General features: G+C 77.7%; 19 protein-coding genes and 1 riboswitch. Of the genes, 14 read left to right on the top strand and 5 right to left on the bottom strand.

The window, feature by feature from the left end:
- Positions 1–9 precede the first annotated feature (9 nt).
- Complete coding sequence (locus ACH5AR_RS12435; protein ID WP_396301321.1) at positions 10–846, bottom strand: Nif3-like dinuclear metal center hexameric protein; 837 nt, start codon at positions 844–846, stop codon at positions 10–12.
- A gap of 524 nt (positions 847–1,370) precedes the next feature.
- On the opposite strand from ACH5AR_RS12435, the gene ACH5AR_RS12430 reads away from it, so the two are divergent.
- The 3 genes from ACH5AR_RS12430 (at position 1,371) to ACH5AR_RS12420 (ending at position 5,051) form a co-directional block, all read left to right on the top strand.
- The gene (locus tag ACH5AR_RS12430) at positions 1,371–2,444 is read left to right on the top strand and encodes a hypothetical protein (RefSeq protein ID WP_396301320.1); all 1,074 of its coding nucleotides are present in this window, start codon (positions 1,371–1,373) and stop codon (positions 2,442–2,444) included.
- Positions 2,441–4,468, top strand: a complete 2,028-nt coding sequence (locus ACH5AR_RS12425) for an alpha/beta hydrolase family protein (RefSeq protein ID WP_396301319.1) — start codon at positions 2,441–2,443, stop codon at positions 4,466–4,468. Before ACH5AR_RS12430 ends, ACH5AR_RS12425 begins: the two co-directional genes overlap by 4 nt.
- A gap of 409 nt (positions 4,469–4,877) precedes the next feature.
- Positions 4,878–5,051 (top strand): hypothetical protein, encoded by a 174-nt coding sequence (locus ACH5AR_RS12420; RefSeq protein ID WP_396301318.1) that lies wholly within the window; start codon positions 4,878–4,880, stop codon positions 5,049–5,051.
- Positions 5,052–5,159: 108 nt separating this feature from the next.
- Here the strand turns inward: ACH5AR_RS12420 and ACH5AR_RS12415 are convergent, their stop codons facing one another.
- On the bottom strand, positions 5,160–6,242 hold the full coding sequence (locus ACH5AR_RS12415) for an alcohol dehydrogenase catalytic domain-containing protein (RefSeq protein ID WP_396301317.1): 1,083 nt from the start codon (positions 6,240–6,242) through the stop codon (positions 5,160–5,162).
- 263 nt (positions 6,243–6,505) lie between these two features.
- Between ACH5AR_RS12415 and ACH5AR_RS12410 the strand changes: the two genes are divergently transcribed.
- The 4 genes from ACH5AR_RS12410 (at position 6,506) to ACH5AR_RS12395 (ending at position 10,587) form a co-directional block, all read left to right on the top strand.
- Complete coding sequence (locus ACH5AR_RS12410; RefSeq protein WP_396301370.1) at positions 6,506–7,087, top strand: class I SAM-dependent methyltransferase; 582 nt, start codon at positions 6,506–6,508, stop codon at positions 7,085–7,087.
- A gap of 159 nt (positions 7,088–7,246) precedes the next feature.
- Positions 7,247–8,476: a hypothetical protein gene (locus ACH5AR_RS12405; RefSeq protein WP_396301316.1), complete on the top strand. Its 1,230-nt coding sequence runs from the start codon at positions 7,247–7,249 to the stop codon at positions 8,474–8,476.
- A 7-nt stretch (positions 8,477–8,483) separates the two neighbouring features.
- Entirely contained in the window at positions 8,484–9,503 is a 1,020-nt protein-coding gene (locus ACH5AR_RS12400) for an N-acetylmuramoyl-L-alanine amidase (protein ID WP_396301315.1), read from the top strand.
- A gap of 187 nt (positions 9,504–9,690) precedes the next feature.
- Positions 9,691–10,587: a hypothetical protein gene (locus ACH5AR_RS12395; protein WP_396301314.1), complete on the top strand. Its 897-nt coding sequence runs from the start codon at positions 9,691–9,693 to the stop codon at positions 10,585–10,587.
- A 117-nt stretch (positions 10,588–10,704) separates the two neighbouring features.
- Here the strand turns inward: ACH5AR_RS12395 and ACH5AR_RS12390 are convergent, their stop codons facing one another.
- The 3 genes from ACH5AR_RS12390 to ACH5AR_RS12380 all read right to left on the bottom strand — a co-directional run bounded on the left by ACH5AR_RS12390 (position 10,705) and on the right by ACH5AR_RS12380 (position 13,927).
- Entirely contained in the window at positions 10,705–11,766 is a 1,062-nt protein-coding gene (locus ACH5AR_RS12390; protein ID WP_396301313.1) for a prenyltransferase, read from the bottom strand.
- On the bottom strand, positions 11,763–12,506 hold the full coding sequence (locus ACH5AR_RS12385) for a class I SAM-dependent methyltransferase (RefSeq protein WP_396301312.1): 744 nt from the start codon (positions 12,504–12,506) through the stop codon (positions 11,763–11,765). The genes ACH5AR_RS12390 and ACH5AR_RS12385 overlap by 4 nt, the downstream gene beginning before the upstream one ends.
- Positions 12,507–12,616: 110 nt before the next feature.
- Positions 12,617–13,927 (bottom strand): glycosyltransferase family 4 protein, encoded by a 1,311-nt coding sequence (locus ACH5AR_RS12380; protein WP_396301311.1) that lies wholly within the window; start codon positions 13,925–13,927, stop codon positions 12,617–12,619.
- A gap of 256 nt (positions 13,928–14,183) precedes the next feature.
- On the opposite strand from ACH5AR_RS12380, the gene ACH5AR_RS12375 reads away from it, so the two are divergent.
- The 7 genes from ACH5AR_RS12375 to ACH5AR_RS12345 all read left to right on the top strand — a co-directional run bounded on the left by ACH5AR_RS12375 (position 14,184) and on the right by ACH5AR_RS12345 (position 21,671).
- On the top strand, positions 14,184–14,792 hold the full coding sequence (locus ACH5AR_RS12375; RefSeq protein ID WP_396301369.1) for a TetR family transcriptional regulator: 609 nt from the start codon (positions 14,184–14,186) through the stop codon (positions 14,790–14,792).
- A 115-nt stretch (positions 14,793–14,907) separates the two neighbouring features.
- Positions 14,908–14,989: riboswitch (cobalamin riboswitch) on the top strand.
- Between the two features lie 107 nt (positions 14,990–15,096).
- Positions 15,097–16,341: a prenyltransferase/squalene oxidase repeat-containing protein gene (locus tag ACH5AR_RS12370; RefSeq protein ID WP_396301310.1), complete on the top strand. Its 1,245-nt coding sequence runs from the start codon at positions 15,097–15,099 to the stop codon at positions 16,339–16,341.
- Complete coding sequence (locus ACH5AR_RS12365; RefSeq protein ID WP_396301309.1) at positions 16,341–17,009, top strand: SCO2322 family protein; 669 nt, start codon at positions 16,341–16,343, stop codon at positions 17,007–17,009. The genes ACH5AR_RS12370 and ACH5AR_RS12365 overlap by 1 nt, the downstream gene beginning before the upstream one ends.
- 62 nt (positions 17,010–17,071) lie before the next feature.
- The gene (locus ACH5AR_RS12360) at positions 17,072–18,181 is read left to right on the top strand and encodes a CbiQ family ECF transporter T component (protein WP_396301308.1); all 1,110 of its coding nucleotides are present in this window, start codon (positions 17,072–17,074) and stop codon (positions 18,179–18,181) included.
- Positions 18,178–19,779, top strand: a complete 1,602-nt coding sequence (locus tag ACH5AR_RS12355; RefSeq protein WP_396301307.1) for an ABC transporter ATP-binding protein — start codon at positions 18,178–18,180, stop codon at positions 19,777–19,779. Before ACH5AR_RS12360 ends, ACH5AR_RS12355 begins: the two co-directional genes overlap by 4 nt.
- A 116-nt stretch (positions 19,780–19,895) precedes the next feature.
- On the top strand, positions 19,896–20,765 hold the full coding sequence (locus ACH5AR_RS12350) for an ECF transporter S component (protein WP_396301306.1): 870 nt from the start codon (positions 19,896–19,898) through the stop codon (positions 20,763–20,765).
- Positions 20,766–21,254: 489 nt separating this feature from the next.
- Positions 21,255–21,671 carry an NUDIX hydrolase gene (locus ACH5AR_RS12345; RefSeq protein ID WP_396301305.1) on the top strand — a complete coding sequence of 139 codons (417 nt, stop codon included), beginning with the start codon at positions 21,255–21,257 and terminating at the stop codon, positions 21,669–21,671.
- Positions 21,672–21,693 lie beyond the last annotated feature (22 nt).

Genomic DNA, 21,693 nt, shown 5'->3' with positions numbered 1-21,693 from the left:
TGAATCGGGTCAGGCGGTGAAGGACATGGGGGCGTGCGCGGTCCACGGGTCGGTGACCCGGTGGGAGACCTTGGTCTCCACGGCCCAGCCGCGCTGGTCGGCGGCGGCCAGCAGGGCCCGCTCGGCCAGGGTGAGCCAGGGCCACTCGGTGGCCCAGTGGGCGGCGTCGAGCAGCGCGGTCTGCGACGCCTCGGCGGCCTCGGAGGCCGGGTGGTGGCGCAGGTCGGCGGTCAGGTAGGCGTCCACGCCGGCCGAGCGGGCGTCGGCGAGGAAGCTGTCGCCCGAGCCGCCGCACACCGCGACCCGGCTGACCAGCCGGTCCGGGTCCCCGGACACGCGGACGCCGGCGGCGGTGGCGGGCAGGCCGCTCGCCACCCGGGCGGCGAAGGCGGAGAGGGGCAGCGGGGGCTCCAGCAGGCCGATCCGGCCGGTGCCGCGGCGGCCCAGCGGGTCGGTCGGGTCCGGCAGCAGCGGGCCGGTCACCCGCAGGCCGACCGCCTCGGCCAGCGCGTCCGAGACGCCCGGGTCGGCGTGGTCGGCGTTGGTGTGGGCGACGTGCAGGGCGATGCCGTTGGTGATCAGCGTGTGCACCACCCGGCCCTTGAAGGTGGTGGCGGCGACGCTGGTGGTGCCACGCAGGTAGAGGGGGTGGTGGGTGACCACGAGGTCGGCGCCCCACTCCACGGCCTCGTCGACGACCGTCCGGACGGGGTCGACGGCGAACAGCACGCGGTTGACCTCGGCCTGAGGGTCTCCGCAGACCAGGCCGACGGCGTCCCAGGACTCCGCCCACTGCGGGGGGTAGACCTCTTCGAGCGCGGTGATGACGTCGGACAGTTTCGGCACCTGTCGAGACTACCGTGCGCGCGGGGGCGGTCGGGCCTCGGCCGTTCGGCCCGCCGCCGGGGGAACCGCCGCTACCGTTTCGGCCCGCCGCCGGGGGAACGCCACCGCCGTTCGGACGCGGGCGCTGCGGGCGTACGGGTGCGCGTCAATCCGCGGCGAGCGGCGCCCGGCGGGTTCCGCACGCCCCTTACCCCGCCGCACGCCGGGCGCCCGTTACTCACAGCAGGGTTCTCACGCGCACGCGAAACCGCACCGGTGCACCCTTACGAGTGAAGTGACCGGCTCTTCGTTGAGGCTCAGATCGGCTCGAAAGTAACTTCACTCCTGCGAACGGGAGTTGCCCCGGCGGCAGCCGCGACCACGGTCGGGCGGCGCCGGGCCGGACGGGATCCGGGTGGGCGCTCCCGTACCGGGGCGGTACGGCCGCCCCGTCCGGGAGAACCGGTCAGGCCGGGCCGCCGCCCCGGGTGCCGCGAGCAGTGGGCACCCGGGGCGGCGGCCGCGACGAAGGGATGCGGTGGCGGATGGGGGCGGACACCTCGCTGCGTACGGCCGGGGAACGGGGAGCGGCGGCGGCCCGGGGCCCGGCTGCGGCCGGCTCACGGCCCGCGGGAACGCGGCCGGCGGAAGCATGGTCGGCGGGCACGTGGCCGGAGACCGCGCGGGCGGCCCTGGCCGCCCGGCGCCGGGGCGGCGGGCGCGGCGCGCGGTCGGCCGGCCGGTACGCGCTGACCGCCGCCGTCCGGCACGGCGCGCAGGGCGGGGTGTTCCTCGGCCGGGAGACGGCGAGCGGCGCCGAGGTGGTGGTCAAGCAGGCCCGGGCGCGGCAGGGGGCGGGCCCGGCCGCCGCCGACGCCCGCGAGGCGCTGCGGCACGAGGCGGCGGTGCTCGACCGGCTGGCGGGGCAGGGGCTGGCGCCGCGCACCGTCGAGCTGGTCGAGCACGGGGACTCCCTCTTCCTGGTGCAGGAACGAATCGCCGGACAGCCCCTCGACGGCTGGGTGGCCGCCCGGCTGCGGCGCGACGGCAGCCCCGACGTCGACTGGGCCGAGGCCGGGCCGGTGGCGCACCGGCTGCTCGACCTGGTCGAGCGGGTGCACGCCCAGGGGCTGGTGCTGCGCGACCTCTCCCCCGACAAGGTCGTGGTCGGCCCGGACGGCACGCCGCGGCTGGCCGACCTCGCACGCGCCGCCGAGGCCGGACGGCCCGCGGGCTCGGCCGGCGCCCCCGGCTACCGCGCCCCCGAGCACGGCCCCGGCCGGCTCGCCCCGGCGCGCCGCCGCCTCGCCGACCCGGCCGTCGACCGGTACGCGCTCGGCGGGCTGCTCTTCCTCCTGGCCACCGGCCACGATCCGCTGCTGCCGGAGGACCTCCCGGCGGCCCGCCCCGTCGCCGACCGCCTCGGCCGCTGGCTCGCCCTCGCGGCCAGGACCGGCGGGACGGCCCGACGGCTGGCACCGGCGATCCTCGGGCTGCGGGCCGAGGACCCGCGGCGGCGGTGGACGGTGGCCCGGGCCCGGGCGGCGCTGCCCTCGGCCCCCGGCGGGCCCGGCGGCCCGACCGCCGTGGCCAAAACCCCCGGGGCGGGCGGAGCATGAACGCGGCCACCCGGACCACGACCCAGGCGCTGCGCCGCCAGGGCTTCACCTTCGCCGCTGACGGCAGCCACGCCGCCTGCCTCGCCTCCTCCGCCGACAGCGGCTGGTACGCGGAGAGTTGGCACCTGCCGCAGGACGGCGGACCGGCCGTTCCCACCGCACTGCCGCTGCCCGGCAACCGCGCCGAGGGCCCGCGCTCGCAACTGGTCGCCCTGCCGGACGGCTCGGTGCTGGTCTGTCGGCACGACGGCGAGCGGCACGACCTCGTCCGGCTCTCCTGCGGCGCCGACGGCCCGTCGCACGACACGGCCGCGGAGAGCGGCGGCAGCGCCGTGGAGCAGCCGTTGGGCTCGCTGCGGATGACCGGCCTGCGGATCCTGCCCGTCCCGCCGCAGCCCGGGGCCGGCCCGCGGGCCCCCGTGGCGGTCGCGCTCGGCAGCGACACCCGCCCGGCGACCACCGCCTGGCTGGTCCGCGCGGACGGCAGCGCGCCGGAACCGGTCGCCGAGATCCCGGGCCTGCACGGCGGCGGCACCTGGCTGGACCGGACGGGCACGCTGCTCGCGCTGGACCGGGTGAACGCGGGCCTGGTCCGCAGCGTGGTGCTCGACCTGCGGGACGGCCGCACCACCCCGCTGCTGGAGATCGGTCCGCTGAGCAACGACCGCCTGGTGCTGTTCGACCCGGAGAGCCGGTTCGCGATGGTGCGCAGCGACGCACCCGGCACCGACCGGCTCGGCTGGGGCGTGCTCGGCGCCGGGGAGCCGCTGCGGTTCCCGGAGTGCCTGCACGTCGCCGGCTTGTCGCTGCGGCCGGTCGCCCTGCGGGTGGCGGCGGACGGCCCCCGGGTCGCGGTGCAGGTCGACCACGGCGCGGGGTCGGCGCTGGCGCTGTGGCGCCCCTCGGCCGGCCGGCTGGACCCGCTGGCGGTGCCGCCCGGCCGGCTCGGCACGGTCGGCCACTGGAGCGGGGCCGGGCTGCGGCTGCCGTACTCCTCCCCCGACCATCCGGCCGCGCTGGCCACCCTGGACGTCGACGCGCTGCTGGCGCACGGCCCGCTCCCGGCGGCCTCCGGCCCCGCCCCGCTGCCGCTCCAGCTCGCGCCGCTGGCCTCGGGGTTGCCCGGCCCGTGGCGGGACACCGCGCTGCCCTGGCACCCCGGCGGAGTGCGCCCGGTGCGGAGCGTGCCGCCCGGCTGGCGGCTCGACGGCAGCACCCCGCCCGGGGACGGCGGCCGCTGGCAGCCCGCGCAGAGCCTCGAACTCGCGGGCCCGGCGGGCCCCCTGGAGGCGGTGGTGTACGGCGGGGACGCCTGGCTGAGCAGTCCGCACCTGGTGCTGGCGCTGCACGGCGGCCCGGCGGACGCCTGGCGGCTGGAGTTCGATCCGGCCCTGCAGCGGATGGCGGCCGAGGGCCTGGCCGTCGTCGCGCCGAACCAGCGCGGCTCCACCGGCTACGGGGTGGCGCACGCGATGGCGATCCGGGGTGCCTGGGGCGGCCCCGACCTGGACGACGTGCTGTACCTGCTGGACGGCATCGCGGGCCAGCGCGCCGCCCTCGGCCTGGAGCCGCCGGCCCTCTTCGGGGTCAGCTACGGCGCCTTCCTGGCGCTGCTGGCGGCGGCGCACGCACCGGCCGAGCAGGTCTCCCGCTGCGCGGTGGTCGCACCGTTCCTGTCCGGCGCCCGGCTGCTGGCCGAAGCGGCGCCGCCGGTCGGGGCGTTGACCAGCCGCCTGGGCGGCGGGGAGCAGATCGCCGACGCCCGCGGGCCGCGCGACGTGCTGCAACTGGCGCACCGGCTGAGCGCGCCGCTGCTGGTGGTGCACGGCAACCGGGACGAGGTGGTGCCGGTGAGCCAGTCCCGGTCGCTGCGGCACGAGCTGCTGCGGATCGGCCGGGTCGAGGGCGAGGACTTCCGGTACGTCGAGGCGGCGGGCTCCGGGCACGAGGTGCTCGCCGACGAGGGCGCGGCCGTCCTGCACGAGCTGCTGGCCACGTTCCTGCGGACCGGCCGACCGGGGTGAGCCGCGCCCTGGCCCCGGCGCGGGTAGGGGCGCGTACCCGCGCCGGGGCCGGGGCTTGGGCGGTCCGGGTGAACTCGCCGGGCGCAGGGGCGATGTGGCGGACATGGGTACGGACCTTTCGACCGCCCGGCCCGCGCGGCGGTGCCGGACGGGGCGATCCGGCGGCGCCGCACCGCGGCCGGGTGCTGCGGCACGGCCGCCGGCGCGCTTGCGGGCCCCGGACCAGCCCGGGCGGGGCGTCAGGATCTCGATAGGCCCTCGTCCGCCCCGGCCGTTATGGTGGCCGGGGCACGGGCCGCGATCACCGGCTACGGGCGCGTACCGAGCGCCCGATCGGGGACCCGACCGCGCGCCGCCGGCGCCGGCGGGGCGCCGATGACCCGCACCCTCCGCACGGAAGACGAATCTCATGTCCGACACCCTCACCGACACCACCGGACCCGCGGCTACCGGGACCGACGCCGACGAGAAGACGGCCAAGGGCACCGCGGCGCACGGCCGCCACCGCGGTGGCTCCGCCGCCGACGACAGCCCGGGGACCGACCCGCACGGCCGCCACCGGGCGGCCGGGGCGCAGGGCTGACCGCCGGCACCGGGGCTGACCGCGCCGGGGGCCCGTCGGGAGGGCACCGCCTCCCCGGCGGGCCCCCGCGGTTCCCGGAGCCGCCCGCCCGGCCCCGGAGGCGTCCGCTCAGCCCAGCGTCACGACCGTCCGCAGCGCCTCGCCGCTGCGCATCTGCGCGATCGCCTCGTTGACCTCCGCGAGCCCCACCCGGTGGGTGACCATGCCGTCGAGGTCGATCCGCCCCGCCCGCCAGAGGTCCACCACCAGCCCGATGGTGCGCGCCACCGTCGCCCCGCCGTAGAGCGAGGGCAGCAGGCGCTTCTCGTTGAAGAACAGCTCGCCCATGGTGAACCGCGCGTGGTCGTCCTGCGCGCCCGCGCCGATGACGACCACCGCGCCGCCGCGCCGGGCCGCCTCGTAGCCGGCCCGGACGGTGGCCGCGCGGCCGACCGCCTCGAAGACGTAGTCGAAGCCGCCGCCGGGCAGCGCCCTGGCCGCCGCCTTCAGCTCCTCGGGCGCGATCGCCTCGGTGGCGCCGAACGCCAGGGCGCGCTCGCGGCGCGAGGCCACCGGGTCGACGACGGTGATCCGGCCGGCGCCGCACACCCGGGCGCCCTGCACGGTGGCCACGCCGACCCCGCCGGCCCCGATCACCGCGACCGAGGCGCCGGGCTCGACCCGGGCGGTGTTCACCGCGGCGCCGATGCCCGTGGTGACCCCGCAGCCGATCAATGCGGCGGCCTCGTACGGGAGGTCGTCCGGCACCCTGATGACGGCGTTCGCCGCGACCACGACCTCCTCCGCGAAGGCCCCGGTGCCGTAGAAGCCGGAGGCGCCCAGCCCGCCCTCGGCGATCAGGAAGCCGGGGGCGCCGAGGCTGCGCAGGCTGGCGACGCACAGGTGGCCGCGGTCCCGGCGGCAGTGGTCGCACCGGCCGCACGGGGCCATCCAGCAGAGCACCACGCGGTCGCCGGCGGCGAGGCCGGTGACGCCCTCGCCGACCTCCAGCACGTCCCCGGCGCCCTCGTGCCCGGGGACGAAGGGCGCGGGCTGCGGCAGGACGCCGCTCATCGCGGAGAGGTCCGAGTGGCAGAGGCTGGCGGCACGCATCCGGACCCGTACGGTGCCCGGCCCGAAGCCGACGGCCGTCACGTCCTCGCGGACGTCGAGGGTCTCCTGACCGGTCTTGTGCAGGACGGCTGCGCGCATGTGCTGCTCCCGTGGGCCTGGTGTTCCTCGGATCGGCGGTCGCGCCGATTCTGGCACGGGCCGCGCGGGACGACGAGAACGCGTTCCACGGGCAGGCCCGGCCCCGGACGCCCCGGCGCCGCCCCCGCCGCTACCGTCGAGTAGGGTCCGTGCACGTCCTGCGCCCGCGTCCCGACCCCGAGGAGCATCCCGTGTCCGACCTGCTGCTGAGCGCCGAGCCGGCGCCCGAGGTGCTGGCGGCGTTCGAGGGCGCCACCGGTTTCATGCCGCTGGACGAGGGGCTCGCGCTGTACGCCGCGGCGGTGGCGGCCGCGCGGAGCACCGGGCTGCCGGTGCTGGAGATCGGCACCTACTGCGGCCGCTCGGCGGTCCTGCTGGCGGCCGCGGCCCGGGAGGCCGGGACGGTCGCGCTGACCGTCGACCACCACCGCGGCTCGGAGGAGCAGCAGCCCGGCTGGGAGTACCACGACCCGACGCTGGTCGATCCCGAGGTCGGGCTGATGGACACCCTGCCGCGGTTCCGCCGCACCCTGCACGCCGCCGGGCTGGAGGAGCACGTCGTGGCGCTGGTCGGCCGCTCACCGCGGATCGCCGCGCTGTGGGGGCGCCCGCTGGGCCTGGTGTTCATCGACGGCGGGCACACCGACGAGCACGCGACCGGCGACTACGAGGGCTGGGTGCCGCACCTGGCGCCGGAGGGCCTGCTGGTGGTGCACGACGTCTTCCCGGACCCGGCGGACGGCGGCCAGGCCCCGTACCGGGTGTACCTGCGGGCGCTGGCCGAGGGCTTCGAGGAGGTCTCGGCGACCGGCTCCCTGCGCGTCCTGCGCCGCGCCGACCGGTAGCTTCGCGCGCCGCACGCCCAGGGCGCGTCCCCCTTCCCGCCCGGCGCCCCGCACCGATGCTCTAACGTCGTGCCGGGGCTGTCGGGCGCCGGATCGAACGGTACGGTGGCCGCGCAGCACCAGGCAGAGCATCGGCGGACGGTGGGGGCCAGCAGCGACATGACGGACCAGCAGAACAGCGCTCCGGCGGTCTGGGACCCGACCGCGCGCGGTGGCGCCGGCGGCTGGGTGCGCGGGCCGCAGCGCCCGGCCGACGCGCAGTCCGCCCCCGAGTCGCCCGCCGCCCCGGCCCCCGCCGCCCCCGGGCCCTCCACCCCCGAACCGTCCGCGTCCGGGCCGGCCACCCCCGGGCAGTCCACCGCCCGCCCCGGCCCGATGGCCCCGCCGCCCGCGCCCGGCGCCGTCGGCGACCAGGGCCCGCCGCTGGGCGCCCGCCCGTACCTGGCCGCCTCCCCCGGCTACGACCCGCCGACCGCCCGGCTGCACCCCCTCGCGCCGCCGCCCCCGGCCGTTCCGCCGGCCGCGGCGCCGTTCCCCTCCCCCGCGGGCGCCCGGCCCCCGCAGCGGACGCCCGGCCACGACTACCTCCTCCAGCCGCCGACCGCGCCGCCGCCCCCGTACGGCACCGGGCCCGACCACCCGACCGCGCCGGGGGACGAAGAGGAGCGGCCGACCAACCGCAAGGCCCCGCTGCTGATCGGCTTCGCGCTGCTCCTGGTGCTGGCGCTCGGGGGCGGCCTGCTGTTCGCCGTGCAGGGCGAGGACGGGAACGACCGGGCCGCGCCCGCGCCGGCCTCCGCCCCGGCGACCGGCGCGGAGAACCCGCCGCCCGCCCCCGCGCCCACCGGGGCGGACGCGCCGTCCGCCGCCGCGAGCGCCTCCGGCCCGCCCTCCGGCACGCCCGCCCCGGCCCCGACCACCGCCGGCCCGGCCGCCCAGGCGCAGGCCCAGGCGCTGGACGGCCTGCTCAGCGAGGGCGAGAACGCCAAGGCCCCGATCGGCAGCGCCGTCGCCAAGGTGACCAGTTGCCCGGCCAAGGCCGACATCGAGAGCGCCGCGCAGACCTTCGACAGCGGCGCGAGCCAGCGGGCCGCCCTGCTGGCCAAGCTCGCCCAGCTGAGCGTCACCGACGTCCCGGGCGGCGCGGACGCGGTGAACTCGCTGAAGTCCGCCTGGCAGCTGTCCGCCGACATCGACAAGGCGTACGCGAGCTGGGCGCGCGCCGTCGCCGCCCAGGGCTGCACCGGCCGGGCCCCGACCACCGCGGACAAGAAGCACGCCGACGAGCTCAACCCGCAGGCCACCCAGGCGAAGACGGACTTCATGAACAAGTGGAACCCGATCGCGAAGAACTACGGCCTGACCACGCGCACCCAGGACAGGATCTGACCGACCAGTGACCGGTTCCGCCTCCCGACCGCCCCGCCGCTCCGCCCTGCTGCGCGCCACCACCGCCGCGGCCGTGGCCGTCCCCCTCTGCACGGCGGGCTGGTTCGGCTGGCACGCGCTCGACCGCTCCGGCCCGACCGGCGCCGCGGCAGCCGCGTCGGCCCCGTCCACCGCCCCGGCCCCGGCCGGAGCCGGGGACGCCCCGACGGCCACGGGCGCGCCGGACACCCCCGCGGCCCCGGACCAGCCGGTCGCCCCGCCACCGTCCACCGCTCCGACCGCCCCGGCCGCCGCGACCCCGCCCCCGCGCCCGCCCGCCGGAACCGGCGGGCTGACCGGCCGCACCGTCCTGCTCGACCCCGGCCACAACCCCGGCAACTCCGCCCACCCCGCCGAGATCAACCGCCGGGTGGACATCGGCAACGCCCGCAAGGAGTGCGACACCACCGGCACCGAGACCGACGCCGGCTACACCGAGGCCGAGTACAGCCTGGACGTCTCCCGCCGGGCCCGCGCCCTCCTGGCCGCCCGGGGCGCCACCGTGGTGCTGACCCAGGACGGCGACCGCCCCTGGGGCCCGTGCATCGACGAGCGCGCCCGCGCGGGCGCCGACGCGCACGCCGACGTCGCGGTCTCGGTGCACGGCGACGGCGGCCCGGCGGGCGGCAGCGGGTTCCACGTGATCATGCCCGCCCGGGTGGTGGCCGGGAAGGCCGACAACGCGGCGATCGTCGAGCCCTCGCGCCGGCTCGGCCTCCTGCTGCGCGACCGCTTCCGCGCCGCGACCGGTGAGCCGTACGCGGACTACCTGGCCGAGGACGGCCTGGACACCCGCTCCGACCTGGGCGGCCTCAACCTCTCCACCGTCCCCAAGGTGTTCATCGAGTGCGGTAACATGCGCAACTCGACGGACGCGAAGCGGATGACGGACCCTCAGTGGCGCCAGCAGGCGGCCCAGGGGATCGCCGACGCGCTGACCGCGTTCCTGACGGCCCAGGAGAAGACCGAAGAGCCGCAGGGGAGTTGAACCGCACACCCCCGGAGGACGGCGCTCCGCCCGGGCCGCACGGTGTGCAACGACTTCGCCCCGTTCCCGAGCCCGCCGTGCACCGGCAGGACGGTTGGGCCTAGGCTTCTGGTCCGTTCGGGAGTTTCGGCCGGTCAGCCCGACCGTACGAGTCACCGTCCACGACACGTCAACGAGGGGAACGTTAGTGAATCTGCGCGCTCTCACCAGGGGAGACGCCGCCGTCGCAGGCGCGGCCGTCCTGCTCTTCATCGCCTCCTTCCTGCCCTACTGGACCGTGGACTGCGGCAGCAGCCGGTACTGCCCCTCGTCGCAGAACGCGTGGAGCACGGACCTGTTCCCGATCCTGCCGTCGATCTACCTCCTCGGCATCGCCGCGGCGGTGCTGATCCTGGTGCAGCGCTTCCAGGGCGTGGCGGCGGCCAACCGCCAGGTGCTCGGCCTGCGGCTGGACCAGTGGGGCATCGCGTTCTCCGTCACGGCGCTGTGGACCTCGGTCTGGTCGCTCGGCGGCGGCACCTCCAGCTCCGTCGTCAGCCACGGCTTCGGCGCCTGGCTCGGCTTCATCGCGCTGCTCGTGCTCGCCGGCGCCGCCGCCGCGGGCCCCCTGGTGCCCGCGCTGAAGGCCCCGCTGGTCTCCGACCGCCCGGCGGCCGTCCCCGGCCAGTACGGCTACCCGGGCCAGACCGGCCACCCGGGTGCGCCCGGCCAGCCCGGCCAGTACGGCTACCCGGCCCAGGGCCACGACCCGGCGTTCGGCGGCCAGGGCGGCTACGGCTACCCGGGCGCCGGCCAGCCGGTCCCGGCCGCCCAGCCGCACGACGCCGTCGCCCCGGTGGCGCAGCCGGCGCCGGCCGCGCAGCCCGCACCCGCCCCGGCGGCGGACTTCCAGCCGTTCTGGTTCGCCGTCCCGGCCCCGCGCCAGCTGGCCCCGAAGGACAACCCGGCCGGCGCCCCGGTCGGCGAGGTCGTGCCGGGCACCTGGTACCTCGCCGTCGAGCAGCGCGGTGCCGCGCTGGTCGCGCAGCTGCCGGACGGCACCCAGGGCGTGCTCGCCGACACCTCGGGCATCCAGCGCGGCTGACGCCCCCGGACGCAGACCGCGAAGGGGCGGGACCGGTTCCCCGGTCCCGCCCCTTCGGCGTGCGCGCCGCGCCGTGGCCGCGCTCGGCAGCAGTCCCCGACCGCCGGCCCGCGCGGCTCAGCAGCAGTCCCCGACCACCAGCCCGGCCGGCAGGTGCTCCCCGCCGAAGACCGCGACCGTCGCCGGGTCCCCGCCGAGCGCGGCCACCGCGAGCAGCAGCGCCCCGGCCGTCCAGGTGGTGCGCTCCTCCGGCCAGATCGCGTCGTCCTCGAACACGTAGCCGGTCCAGTACGAGCCGTCCTCGTGCCGCAGGTGCTTCTGGATCCAGCGCAGGATGTCCACCGCGCGGTCGGACTCGCCGACCGCCCAGAGCGCGAGCGCCAGCTCGGCGCTCTCCCCGCCCGTCACCCACGGGCGGTCGCTGACGCAGCGCACGCCGAGGCCGGGGACGACGAAGCGCTCCCAGTCCCGCTCGATCCGGGCCAGCGCCGCCTCGCCGCGCAGGCCGGTGCCGAGCACCGGGTAGTACCAGTCCATCGAGTAGCGGCCCTTGTCGAGGAACCGCTCGGGGTGGTGGGCGACGGCGTGCCCGAGCCGCCCGGCGGCGAGCTCCCAGTCGGGCTGCGGCTCCTCCAGGTACTCGGCGACGGCCAGGCCGCAGCGCAGCGCGTGCAGGATGCTGGACGAGCCGGTGAGCAGCGCCTCGCCGGTGGCGGTGCCGTCCTCGTCGACCCGCCAGGCGATCGGGCCGCCGGGCAGCCGCAGCCCGACGATGAAGTCCAGGGCGCGCCGGACGACCGGCCAGATCCACTCCAGGAAGGCGTCGTCGCCGGTGCTGAGGTGGTGGTGCCAGACCCCGACCGCGACGTAGGCGCAGAAGTTGCTCTCCTTGGCCCGGTCGGTGACCGCGCCGTCGGTGTAGGCGGCGTACCAGGAGCCGTCCGGGTTCTGGGTGGCGGCGAGCCAGCGGTAGGCGGCCTCGGCGGCGGCGTGCTCGCCGGCCGTGTCGAGGGCCATCGCGGCCTCGGTGTGGTCCCAGGGGTCGAGGTGGTGGCCGGCGAACCAGGGTATGGCGCCGTCGGGGCGCTGCTCGGCCAGGATGCTGCGCACGGTGTCGGCGGCCTGCTCGGCGTCGAGCACCCCGTCGAGCAGCAGCGCCTCGGGGACGGCGGCGGTCACGCCGCGCCGCCCGGCGCGCGGTGGGGCTTGGTGGCGTACGCGACGAAGCTCTTGCCGATCACCGGGTTGAGCGCCCGCTCGGCGGCCTTGGTGAGGGTGCTGATCACCGGGGTGCCGACGATGTCCCAGACCAGCAGCTGGTGGTAGGCCTTGACCGGCAGCGCCTTGTCGTTGCCGACGCCGACCGCGCACTTGATCCACCAGTACGGCGAGTGCAGCGCGTGCGCGTGGTGGGTGCCGTACGGCTCCAGGCCGGCGTCCCGGAGCTTGCCGAGCAGTTCGTCGCCCCGGTAGATCCGGATGTGGCCGCCCTCGTTCGCGTGGTACTCGTCGGACAGTGCCCAGCAGATCCTCTCCGGCAGCCAGCGGGGCACCGTGACGGCCAGCAGGCCGCCCGGCTTGAGGACCCGGAACATCTCGTCGAGCACGCCCCGGTCGTCCGGGATGTGCTCCATCACCTCGGAGATGATGATCCGGTCGAAGGACTCGTCCTCGAACGGCAGCGCCAGCGCGTTGCCCTCCAGCGCGGCCGCCGACGCGCCCTCGGGGGCCTCACCGGCCTGCTCCATCGCCGCGAACCACTTCCTGACCTCGGCGATCTCCTCGGCGTTCTGGTCGAGGGCGATCACGTTGGCCCCGCGGCGGTAGCACTCGAACGCGTGCCGGCCCCCGCCGCACCCCAGGTCGAGCACCCGGTCGCCGGGGGCGAGCGGGAAGCGCGAGAAATCGACGGTCAGCACTGCGGGACTCCCATTCCTGTTGCTACCGGGCATTCCTGACGCCCGGCCATGCTTCGTCGTACGGCGCGCGGACCCGGCACGGACCCGCGAGAGGCGGCCCGGGGCGCGCCCTAGGCCACGTACCGCCACCCCGGCCCGGAGCGGGCCCGGGCGCCGGCTCCGGTGGCGATCGCCGCGCGGTAGGCCTCGGCGGTCAGCTCGGCGGCCCGCTCCCAGGTGAACCGGGCCAGCACCCGCTCCCGCCCGGCCGCGCCGAGCCGGGCCCGCAGCGACGGGTCGTCCAGCAGCCGGCCGAGCGCGGCGGCCAGCGCGTCCGCCTCCCCCGGCGGCACCGCCAGGCAGGTCCGCCCGTCCGGCCCGGCCACCTCGGGGATCGCCCCGCCGGTGGTGGCGACCAGCGGGGTGCCGGTGGCCATCGCCTCGGCGGCGGGCAGCGAGAAGCCCTCGTACAGCGAGGGGACGCAGGCCACCTCGGCCGAGCGGTAGAGGTCGACCAGCTCCCGGTCGGTCAGGCCGCTGCGGAACTCGATGTGCCCGGCCAGCCCGAAGCGGCGCACCGCGTCGGCCACCGGCCCGTCGTCCTTCTGCGGCTTGCCGACCACCACGAGGTGGGCCTCCCGCTCGGTGCGGACCTTGGCGAGCGCCTCGACCAGGAAGACCAGGCCCTTCAGCGGGACGTCCGCGCTGGAGGTGGTGACGATCCGGCCGGGGACCCGGTCGACCGCCGCCGAGGGCGACCACAGCCGGGTGTCGGCGCCGATCGGCACCACCGAGATCGCGTCCGGCGCGGCGCCCAGGTGCTCGGCGATCTCGCGCCGCGAGGTGCCGGAGACGGTGATCACGTGGTCCAGCCGGGCGGCGACCCGGCGCTGCATCCGGGTGAAGGCGTACCAGCGGCGCAGCGACAGCCGCCTGCCCCGGGTGGTGGCGGCGTCCAGCTCCAGCTGCCGGTCCACGGTGATCGGGTGGTGGATCGTGGTGACCAGCGGGAAGCCGTGCCGGGCCAGGCCGAGCAGGCCGTAGCCGAGGGTCTGGTTGTCGTGCACCACGTCGTAGCGGCCCTTGTGGGCGGCCAGGTAGCGGCGGGCGCGCAGCGAGAAGGTGAGCGGCTCGGGGAAGCCGCCGGTGCGCATGGTGGCGTACTCCAGCACGTCCACCGGGCCGCGGAACTCGCCGCGGGCCGGGGTGCGGAAGGGGTCGTCGGCGCGGTAGAGGTCCAGGCTGGGCAGCTCGACCAGGCGCACCGAGCCGGGGCCGTCCACCTCGTCCAGCACCGGGAAGGGCTGGGCCCCGATCACGTCCACGTGGTGGCCGAGCCCGGCCAGCTCCCGGGAGAGGTGCCGTACGTACACGCCCTGACCGCCGCAGAACGGGTCCCCGCGGTACGACAGCAGGGCAATCCGCAGCGGCTGCGCGATCATCCTGGGCCCTCTTCTCTAGCTGCTATCGGTGCTGCCGGTCGTGCGTCCGGTCGCTAAAGTAGATCAGGTTCCAGTGGCTGGGGAACTCGTCGTCGACCACGTGAACAATGAGAGACCTCGAAGATACCGGCCCGTAGCTTTCCCCCAGGAGCCAGGGCTGGTGATTCCCGCCACGCCGAACCCCGCCGACCACGTGGAGCACCCCGCCACTCTCGCCCGCCCGGGAGCACCCTTGCCGCCACCCCCTCCATCGACGCTGCCGCCGCTCTCGCCGTCCGCACCGCCCCCCGGCGAGCCGCAGCTGACCGCGCGCCAGGCCGAACGGCGCCGGCGCATCCTGCGGGCCGCCACCGCGCTGGCGGTGCGCGGCGGGTACGAGGCGGTGCAGATGCGGGAGGTCGCGGAGAGCGCCCAGGTCGCCCTCGGCACCCTCTACCGGTACTTCCCGTCCAAGGTGCACCTGCTGGTCGCGGTGATGCTGGAGCAGCTGCAGGGCCTGCACGAGCACATCCGGCGGCACCCGCCGACCGACCGGGAACCGGCGCCGAGGGTCGCCGACACCCTCACCCGGGCCTTCCACGCGCTGCAGCGCGAGCCGCTGCTCGCCGAGGCGATGGTCCGGGCGCTGTCCTTCGCGGACCGCTCGGTCGGGGCCGAGGTGGACCGGGTCAGCGCGGCCACCGGGCAGCTCATCCTGGATGCGATCGGCCAGTGCGGGCCGCCCACCGAGAGCCAGCGCGCGGCCGTCCGGGTGATCGAGCACACCTGGCACTCGGCGCTGGTCTCCTGGCTCTCCGGACGCTCCTCGATCGCCGAGGTGCGAGCCGACCTGCACACCGCGGCGCGGCTGCTCACCCTGCCCTGAGCGGGCCGCCGCCCGCGCCGCCGACTGGAACCTGTTCCTGCCCGCGCGGAGCCGCCGCCCCGGCCGCGGCGGCTAGAGTCGACGGGCAGCACAACTCCATCCCGCCCCTCCCCCGGGGGAAGCCGGTGCGAATCCGGCGCTGACCCGCAGCCGTGAGACCGGCGCCGCCCCGGCGGCCCGGTCGAGTCGGAGCACCCGGGGACGGGCGAGCGGCCAGTCCGGACGTACGCGCCCGGCACCCGTCGAGGACTACGGAACGGCCCCGCCCGGGCCACCACCGCTCACCGAAAGGCACCCCCGCACCATGCTGACCGCCGCCCGCCTGGGCGCCGCCGCCCTGTCCGCCGCGCTGCTCACCGGCCTCGCCGCCGCACCGGCCCTCGCCGACACCCCCGCACCCGCCGTCCCGGACGGCCTGTACGGCAGGAGCGACCCGACGTACGACGGCGTCTGGCGGCAGTCGCTGGCGCTCACCGCGCTGATGGCGGCCGGTGTCCGGCCCGCCGACTCGGCGGTCGAGTGGCTCACCGGGCAGCAGTGCGAGGACGGCGGCTGGCCCTCGTACCGGGCCGCCGGCGCCGCCTGCGTCGCCACGGCCGAGGACAGCAACGCCACCGCCGTCGCCATCCAGGCCCTGACCGCCCTCGGCGGGCACCAGGAGGCCGTCGACAAGGGCGTCGGCTGGCTCAGGAGCACCCAGAACGCCGACGGCAGCTGGGCCTACAACCCGGGCAGCCCGGGCGACGCCAACTCCACCGGCCTCGCCGTCAACGCGCTGTTCGCCGCCAAGGCCGACCCGGCGGGCGTCGCCAAGGCCGGCAAGTCCGCCTTCGACGGGCTCGCCCGGTTCCAGCTCGGCTGCGCCGCCCCCGCCGACCAGCGCGGGGCCTTCGCCTACCAGGCCGACCCGGCCGGCGGCCCGCTCACCCCGAACGCCCTGGCCAGCGGCCAGGCCGCGCTCGCCGCCGCCGGCGGCCACCTGCCGGTCGCCGGCTCGGTGCACGCCGACACCGCGCCCAAGGCCCTCGCCTGCGCCTCCGACGCCTCCGCCGCCGCGGCCCCGGTGCCGCACGCGGACTCCGGCGAGGCCGCCGGCGCCTACCTCACCGCCCGGCTTGCGGCCGAGGGCGGCCACCTCAGCCTCACCACCCCGGGTGCCGAGCCGAAGCCCGACTACACCGCCACCGCGTGGGCCGCCCTCGCCCTGATCCAGAGCGGCCACCCCGAGCAGGCCGCCGGCGCCGTCGACTGGCTCGCCACGGAGGGCGCCGCCTGGACGAAGGACGGCAGCGACGCCGGCGCCACCGCGACCCTGCTGCTGGTCTCCGAGGCCGCCCACCGCGACACCGCCGCCCTGACCGGCCGGCTCACCGCCCTCGGCCCGGCGCCCAAGGCCACCGCCGCCGCCTCCGCCGAGGCCTCCGCCCCGGCGAAGAAGAAGGACGGCGGCGGCATCGGCCAGTACTGGCTCATCGGCGTCGGCCTGCTCGTCGGCATCGGCGGCGGGCTGCTGCTCAGCCTCCAGCGCAAGCGCAACCCGCACCTCTGATGCGGCCCGCCACCCGCCCCGCGCCCGCCGCGCTGCTCCTGCCCCTCCTCGGGGCGGTGCTGCTGCTCGCCTCGGCCGCGCCCGCGCAGGCCGCCGGGTACCGCTACTGGTCCTTCTGGCGCGGCGCCGAGGGCGGCGCCTGGACGTACCAGCAGCAGGGGCCCGCCGTCGCGGTGCCGCCGGACGGCGCGGTGGACGGGTGGCGGTTCGCCCTGAGCCCGGACGGCGGACAGGACGCCGCGAAGCCCCGGCAGGCCGGGAGCTTCGCGGAGCTCTGCGCGGACACCCCCGCCCAGGAGGGGCGCAAGCGGGTGGCCGTGGTGCTGGACTTCGGGACGGCCGAGGACGCCGGCTCCGCCGCCGCCCCGGTGCCCGGGCCGCGCACCGCCTGCGCCGCCGTCGCCCCCCGCGCCACCTCCGCCGAGGTGCTGGCCGCCGTCGCCCCGCCGCTGCGCTACGACACCAACGGGCTGCTCTGCGCCATCGCCGGGTATCCGAAGGCGGGCTGCGGCGACCAGGCCGGCGCGGCGGGCGCCGCCGGACCGGACACCGGCGGCGGGTCCGCGGACCACGGCGGCAGCGGGCCGGACGTCGGCCTGATCGCCGGCGGCGCCCTCGTCGCCGTCCTGGTCGCCGGCGCCGTCCTGCAGGCGCGCCGGCGCCGCTAGCCGGTCGGCCCCCACCAGTCCCCCGCCCAGGTAGCCGTCCAGGAAGCCCGCCAGGAACCCCCGTGAGCAGCAGCACCGCCCGAAGCAACCGGCCGCCCGCCGGCCCCCGTCAACTGCACCCCGGCGCCTGGTGGCTGTGGGCGCTCGGGCTGGGCGCGGCGGCGACGCGCACCACCAACCCGGCGATCCTGCTGCTGCTCGCCGCCGTCGCCGGGTACGTCGTCGCGGCCCGGCGCGGCGATGCGCCGTGGTCGCGCTCCTACGGGGCGTTCCTGCGGCTGGGCCTGCTGGTGCTCGGCATCCGGCTGGTGTTCGCGGTGTTCCTCGGCTCGCCCGTCCCCGGCACCCACGTGCTGTTCACCCTGCCCGAACTCCCCCTGCCCGCCTGGGCGCAGGGCGTGCGGATCGGCGGGCGGGTGACCGCCGAGGGGCTGCTCGCGGCGCTGTACGACGGCCTGCGGCTGGCCACCCTGCTGGTCTGCGTCGGCGCCGCCAACTCGCTGGCCAGCCCGGCCCGGCTGCTGCGCGCCCTGCCCGGCGCGCTCTACGAAGCGGGCGTGGCCGTCGTCGTGGCGATGACCTTCGCGCCCAACCTCGTCGCGGACGTCCGCCGGCTGCGGGCCGCCCGGCGCCTGCGCGGCCGCACCGACAAGGGCGTCGCGGCCGTCCTGAGCGTCGGACTGCCGGTGCTGGAGGGCGCGTTGGAGCGGTCCATCGCCCTGGCCGCCGCCATGGACACCCGCGGCTTCGGCCGCACCGCCGACGTCCCGCGCCGGCTCGCCCGGGCGACGGCCGCGCTCACCCTGGCGGGCCTGCTCGGGGTCTGCCTGGCCGCGTACGGGCTGCTGACCGCCGGCGGCGCGGGCTGGGCGCTGCCCGTCCTACTGACCGGCCTGGCCGCCGCCTTCGCCGGACTGCTGCTCGGCAGCCGACGGTCCGTCAGGAGCCGCTACCGGCCGGACCCGTGGGCCCTGCCCGAGTGGCTGACCGCCGGATCCGGCGCGGCCGTGGCGGCCCTCACCGGCTACCTGGCCGTACGGGACCCGACCTCCTTCGCCCCCACCGTCGTCCCGCCGGCCGTCCCCGCGCTGCCCCTGGCCGCCGTGCTGGCCGTGCTGCTCGGCCTGGCACCGGCGCTCGCCGCCCCGATTCCGCCCCGGAGGGCATCGTGATCACCTTCGAGCAGGTCTCCGTCCGGTACGCGGACGCCGCCGCGCCCGTCCTGAACGGCGTGGACCTCACCGTCCCCGAGGGCGAACTCTGCCTGCTGGTGGGCCCGTCGGGCGCCGGCAAGTCCACCCTGCTGGGCACGGTCAGCGGCCTGGTGCCGCACTTCACCGGCGGGGTGCTGCACGGCCGGGTCACCGTCGGCGGCCGGGACACCCGCGAGCACCGGCCGCGCGAACTCGCCGACCTGGTCGGCACGGTGGGGCAGGACCCGGCGGCGCACTTCGTCACCGACACCGTCGAGGACGAACTCGCCTACGGCATGGAGTCGTTGGGCCTGCCCGCGGACGTGATGCGCCGCCGGGTCGAGGAGACCCTCGACCTGCTCGGCCTCGCCGACCTGCGCGACCGCCCGCTGGGCTCGCTGTCCGGCGGGCAGCAGCAGCGCGTCGCGATCGGCTCGGTGCTCACCGTGCACCCGCGCGTGCTCGTCCTGGACGAGCCCACCTCCGCGCTCGACCCGGGCGCGGCCGAGGAGGTGCTCTCCGTCCTCCAGCGGCTGGTGCACGACCTCGGCACCACCGTGCTGATGGCCGAGCACCGGCTGGAACGGGTCGTCCAGTACGCCGACCAGGTGCTGCTGCTCACCCCCGACGCCCCGCCCGTCCTCGGCGAGCCCGCCGCGGTGATGGCGCACTCCCCCGTGCACCCGCCGGTGGTCGGCCTCGGCCGGCTCGCGGGCTGGCGACCGCTGCCGCTCTCCGTCCGCGACGCCCGCCGCAAGGCGGCGGGGCTGCGGGACCGGCTCGACGGCCGGGCGCCGGCCGCCGCTCCCGCCCCGTCCGGCGCCCCGATCGCCGCCGCCGACCGCCTCGCCGTCCGGCGCGGCCCGGTCCAGGCGCTGCGCGGGGTGGGCCTCGCGCTGCGCCCCGGCGAGGTCACCGCCCTGATGGGCCGCAACGGCGCCGGCAAGTCCACCCTGCTCGGCAGCCTGGTCGGCCTGCACGCCCCCGCCTCCGGCAGCGTCACGGTGGGCGGCCGCACCCCGCACCGCACCCGCCCCGCCGAGCTGATCCGCGAGGTCGGCCTCGTCCCGCAGGACCCGCGCGACCTGCTGTACGGCGAGTCGGTCGCCGCCGAGTGCGCCGCGGCCGACGGCGACGCCGGCGCCGCCCCCGGCACCTGCCGCGCCCTGGTGGAACGCCTGCTGCCCGGCATCGCCGACGACACCCACCCGCGCGACCTCTCCGAGGGCCAGCGGCTCACCCTCGCCCTCGCCGTGGTGCTCACCGCCCGGCCCCCGCTGCTGCTGCTGGACGAGCCGACCCGGGGCCTCGACTACGCCGCCAAGGCGCGGCTGGTGGAGATCCTGCGCTCGCTGGCGGCCGAGGGGCACGCCGTGCTGCTCGCCACCCACGACGTCGAGCTGGCCGCCGAACTCGCCCACCGCACGGTGATCCTGGCCGAGGGCGAGATCGTCGCGGACGGGCCGACGGCGCAGGTCGTGGTCTCCTCGCCGGCGTTCGCCCCGCAGGTCGCCAAGGTGCTGGCGCCCGGGCCGTGGCTCACCGTCGGGCAGGTCGCGGAGGCGCTGGACGCATGAGCACCCCTGCCGTTCCGCCGGGCACCCCGCCCGTTCCCTCGGATCCCCCGCCCGTTCCCTCGTCTCCCCCGCCCGTTCCCTCGGGCACCCGTCCCGTCCGGCCGGGCGCCCGGCCCGTGCCGCTGGGGCGCCGGTCCGTCGCGGCGCTGCTGGCCGTCACGTTCGTCGGCGTGGCCGCCTTCGGCTGGCCGCTGCTCGCCTCCACCGGGTCCGCGCTGGTCGGCCACTCGGCGGACGCGCCGTGGCTGTTCGCCCTCCTCCTCCCCCTGCTCCTCGCCGTCGTCATCGCCCAGATCTCCGAGGGCCGCTCGGCGGGCGGCGGGGCGCCGGGGCTGGACGCCAAGTCGGTCGCCCTGCTGGGCGTGCTGGCCGCGGCGGGCGCGGCGCTGCGGCCGCTCGGCGCGGGCACGGCGGGGCTGGAGCCGATGTTCTTCCTGATGGTGCTGTCCGGGCGGGTGCTCGGCCCGGGCTTCGGCTTCGTGCTCGGCTCGCTGTCGATGTTCGCCTCGGCGCTGCTGACCGGCGGGGTGGGGCCGTGGCTGCCCTTCCAGATGCTCGCCATGGGGTGGGTGTGCCTGGGCGCCGGGCTGCTGCCGGGGGCCTCCTGCCTGCGCGGCCGCCGCGAACTCTGGCTGCTCGCCGGGTACGGGGCCGTCGCGTCCCTGCTGTACGGCACGGTCATGAACCTCCAGGGCTGGCCGTACATCGGCGGCCTGGCCGGATCGATCTCCTTCGTCCCGGGGGATCCGCTGCCGGCCAACCTGGTCCGCTTCGCCGCCTACTGCCTGACCACGTCGCTGGGGTGGGACCTGCCCCGAGCCGCGCTGACCGTCGTCCTGTGCCTCACCCTCGGCACCCCCGTCCTGCGCGCCCTGCGCCGCACCACCCGCCGCGCCGCCTTCGACGCCCCGGTCGCCTTCCGCCCGCCGGAGCAGCGGCCGGAGGACCGGCCGGAGCAGCGGCCGGAGCAGCGGCCGGAGCGTTAACGGCACACCCCGCACAGCCGTCCCGCCCCGGCGGCGGGCCGCCCGCACATCCCGCGCCGCCCGGGGCACTCGTGCCGGCGCGGGCCGCCGGCGTCCCGGAGTTCCTGGAGCGCCTACGCACCGCCTGAGCGCCCGCCGGGAGGACGGGGCAACGCTCCCGTGGCACGGATTCCCCTCCCCGGGGGACGTGTCGGTCGAGACGGTCCTGGTGTCCGACCGGCGGTGGCCGCGATCCCCGCCGCGGAACGCGAACGGCTGCCGGACGTGCGGCGCGGTGGTGACGGGCCGTCGGGAGGCGGGCGGCCGCTGCCCACCCCCACCCCCGTGACCGGCGGTGCGCCGTCCGCGCTCCACGGGTCGGCGCACCGGTGGCCGCCAGGGGTGGCCGCCGGGGCCGGCGCGACACGCGGCCGGCCGCGCGCTGCCGACCGGGCCCGCCGCCCCGGGCCAGGATGGCGTCGACACCGCCCCCGTCCGAGGAGCAGAGCCATGACCGAGCAGAGCCCCGAGCAGCAACCCCCCGCCGTCGCCGTCGCGATCGTCGTCAGGGACGGCCGGGTGCTGATGGTGCGGCGGCGGGTCGCCGAGGGTGAGCTGTCCTGGCAGTTCCCGGCCGGGGAGGTCGAGCCGGAGGAGTCCCCCGAGGCGGCGGCCGTGCGCGAGACCGCCGAGGAGACCGGCCTGCGCGTCGCCGCCGCCCGGCGGCTCGGCGAGCGGGTGCACCCGCAGAACGGGCGGCGGATGACGTACACGGCCTGCGAGGTGGTCGGCGGCACCGCGATGGTCGCGGACTCCGACGAGCTGGACCGGGTGGTGTGGGCGTCCCGCGCCGAGCTGGCCGAGTACGTGCCGTTCCCGCTGTTCCCGCCGGTGCAGGAGTACCTGGACGGCACGCTCGCCGGATAGGGGGCGGGCGGACCTCGCGCAG

The organism is Kitasatospora sp. NPDC018619 (genome assembly GCF_044391605.1).
GTDB lineage: Bacteria > Actinomycetota > Actinomycetes > Streptomycetales > Streptomycetaceae > Kitasatospora.
The sequence above is the reverse complement of the archived record's forward strand: the minus strand, read 5'-3'. Positions and strand labels throughout refer to the sequence as shown.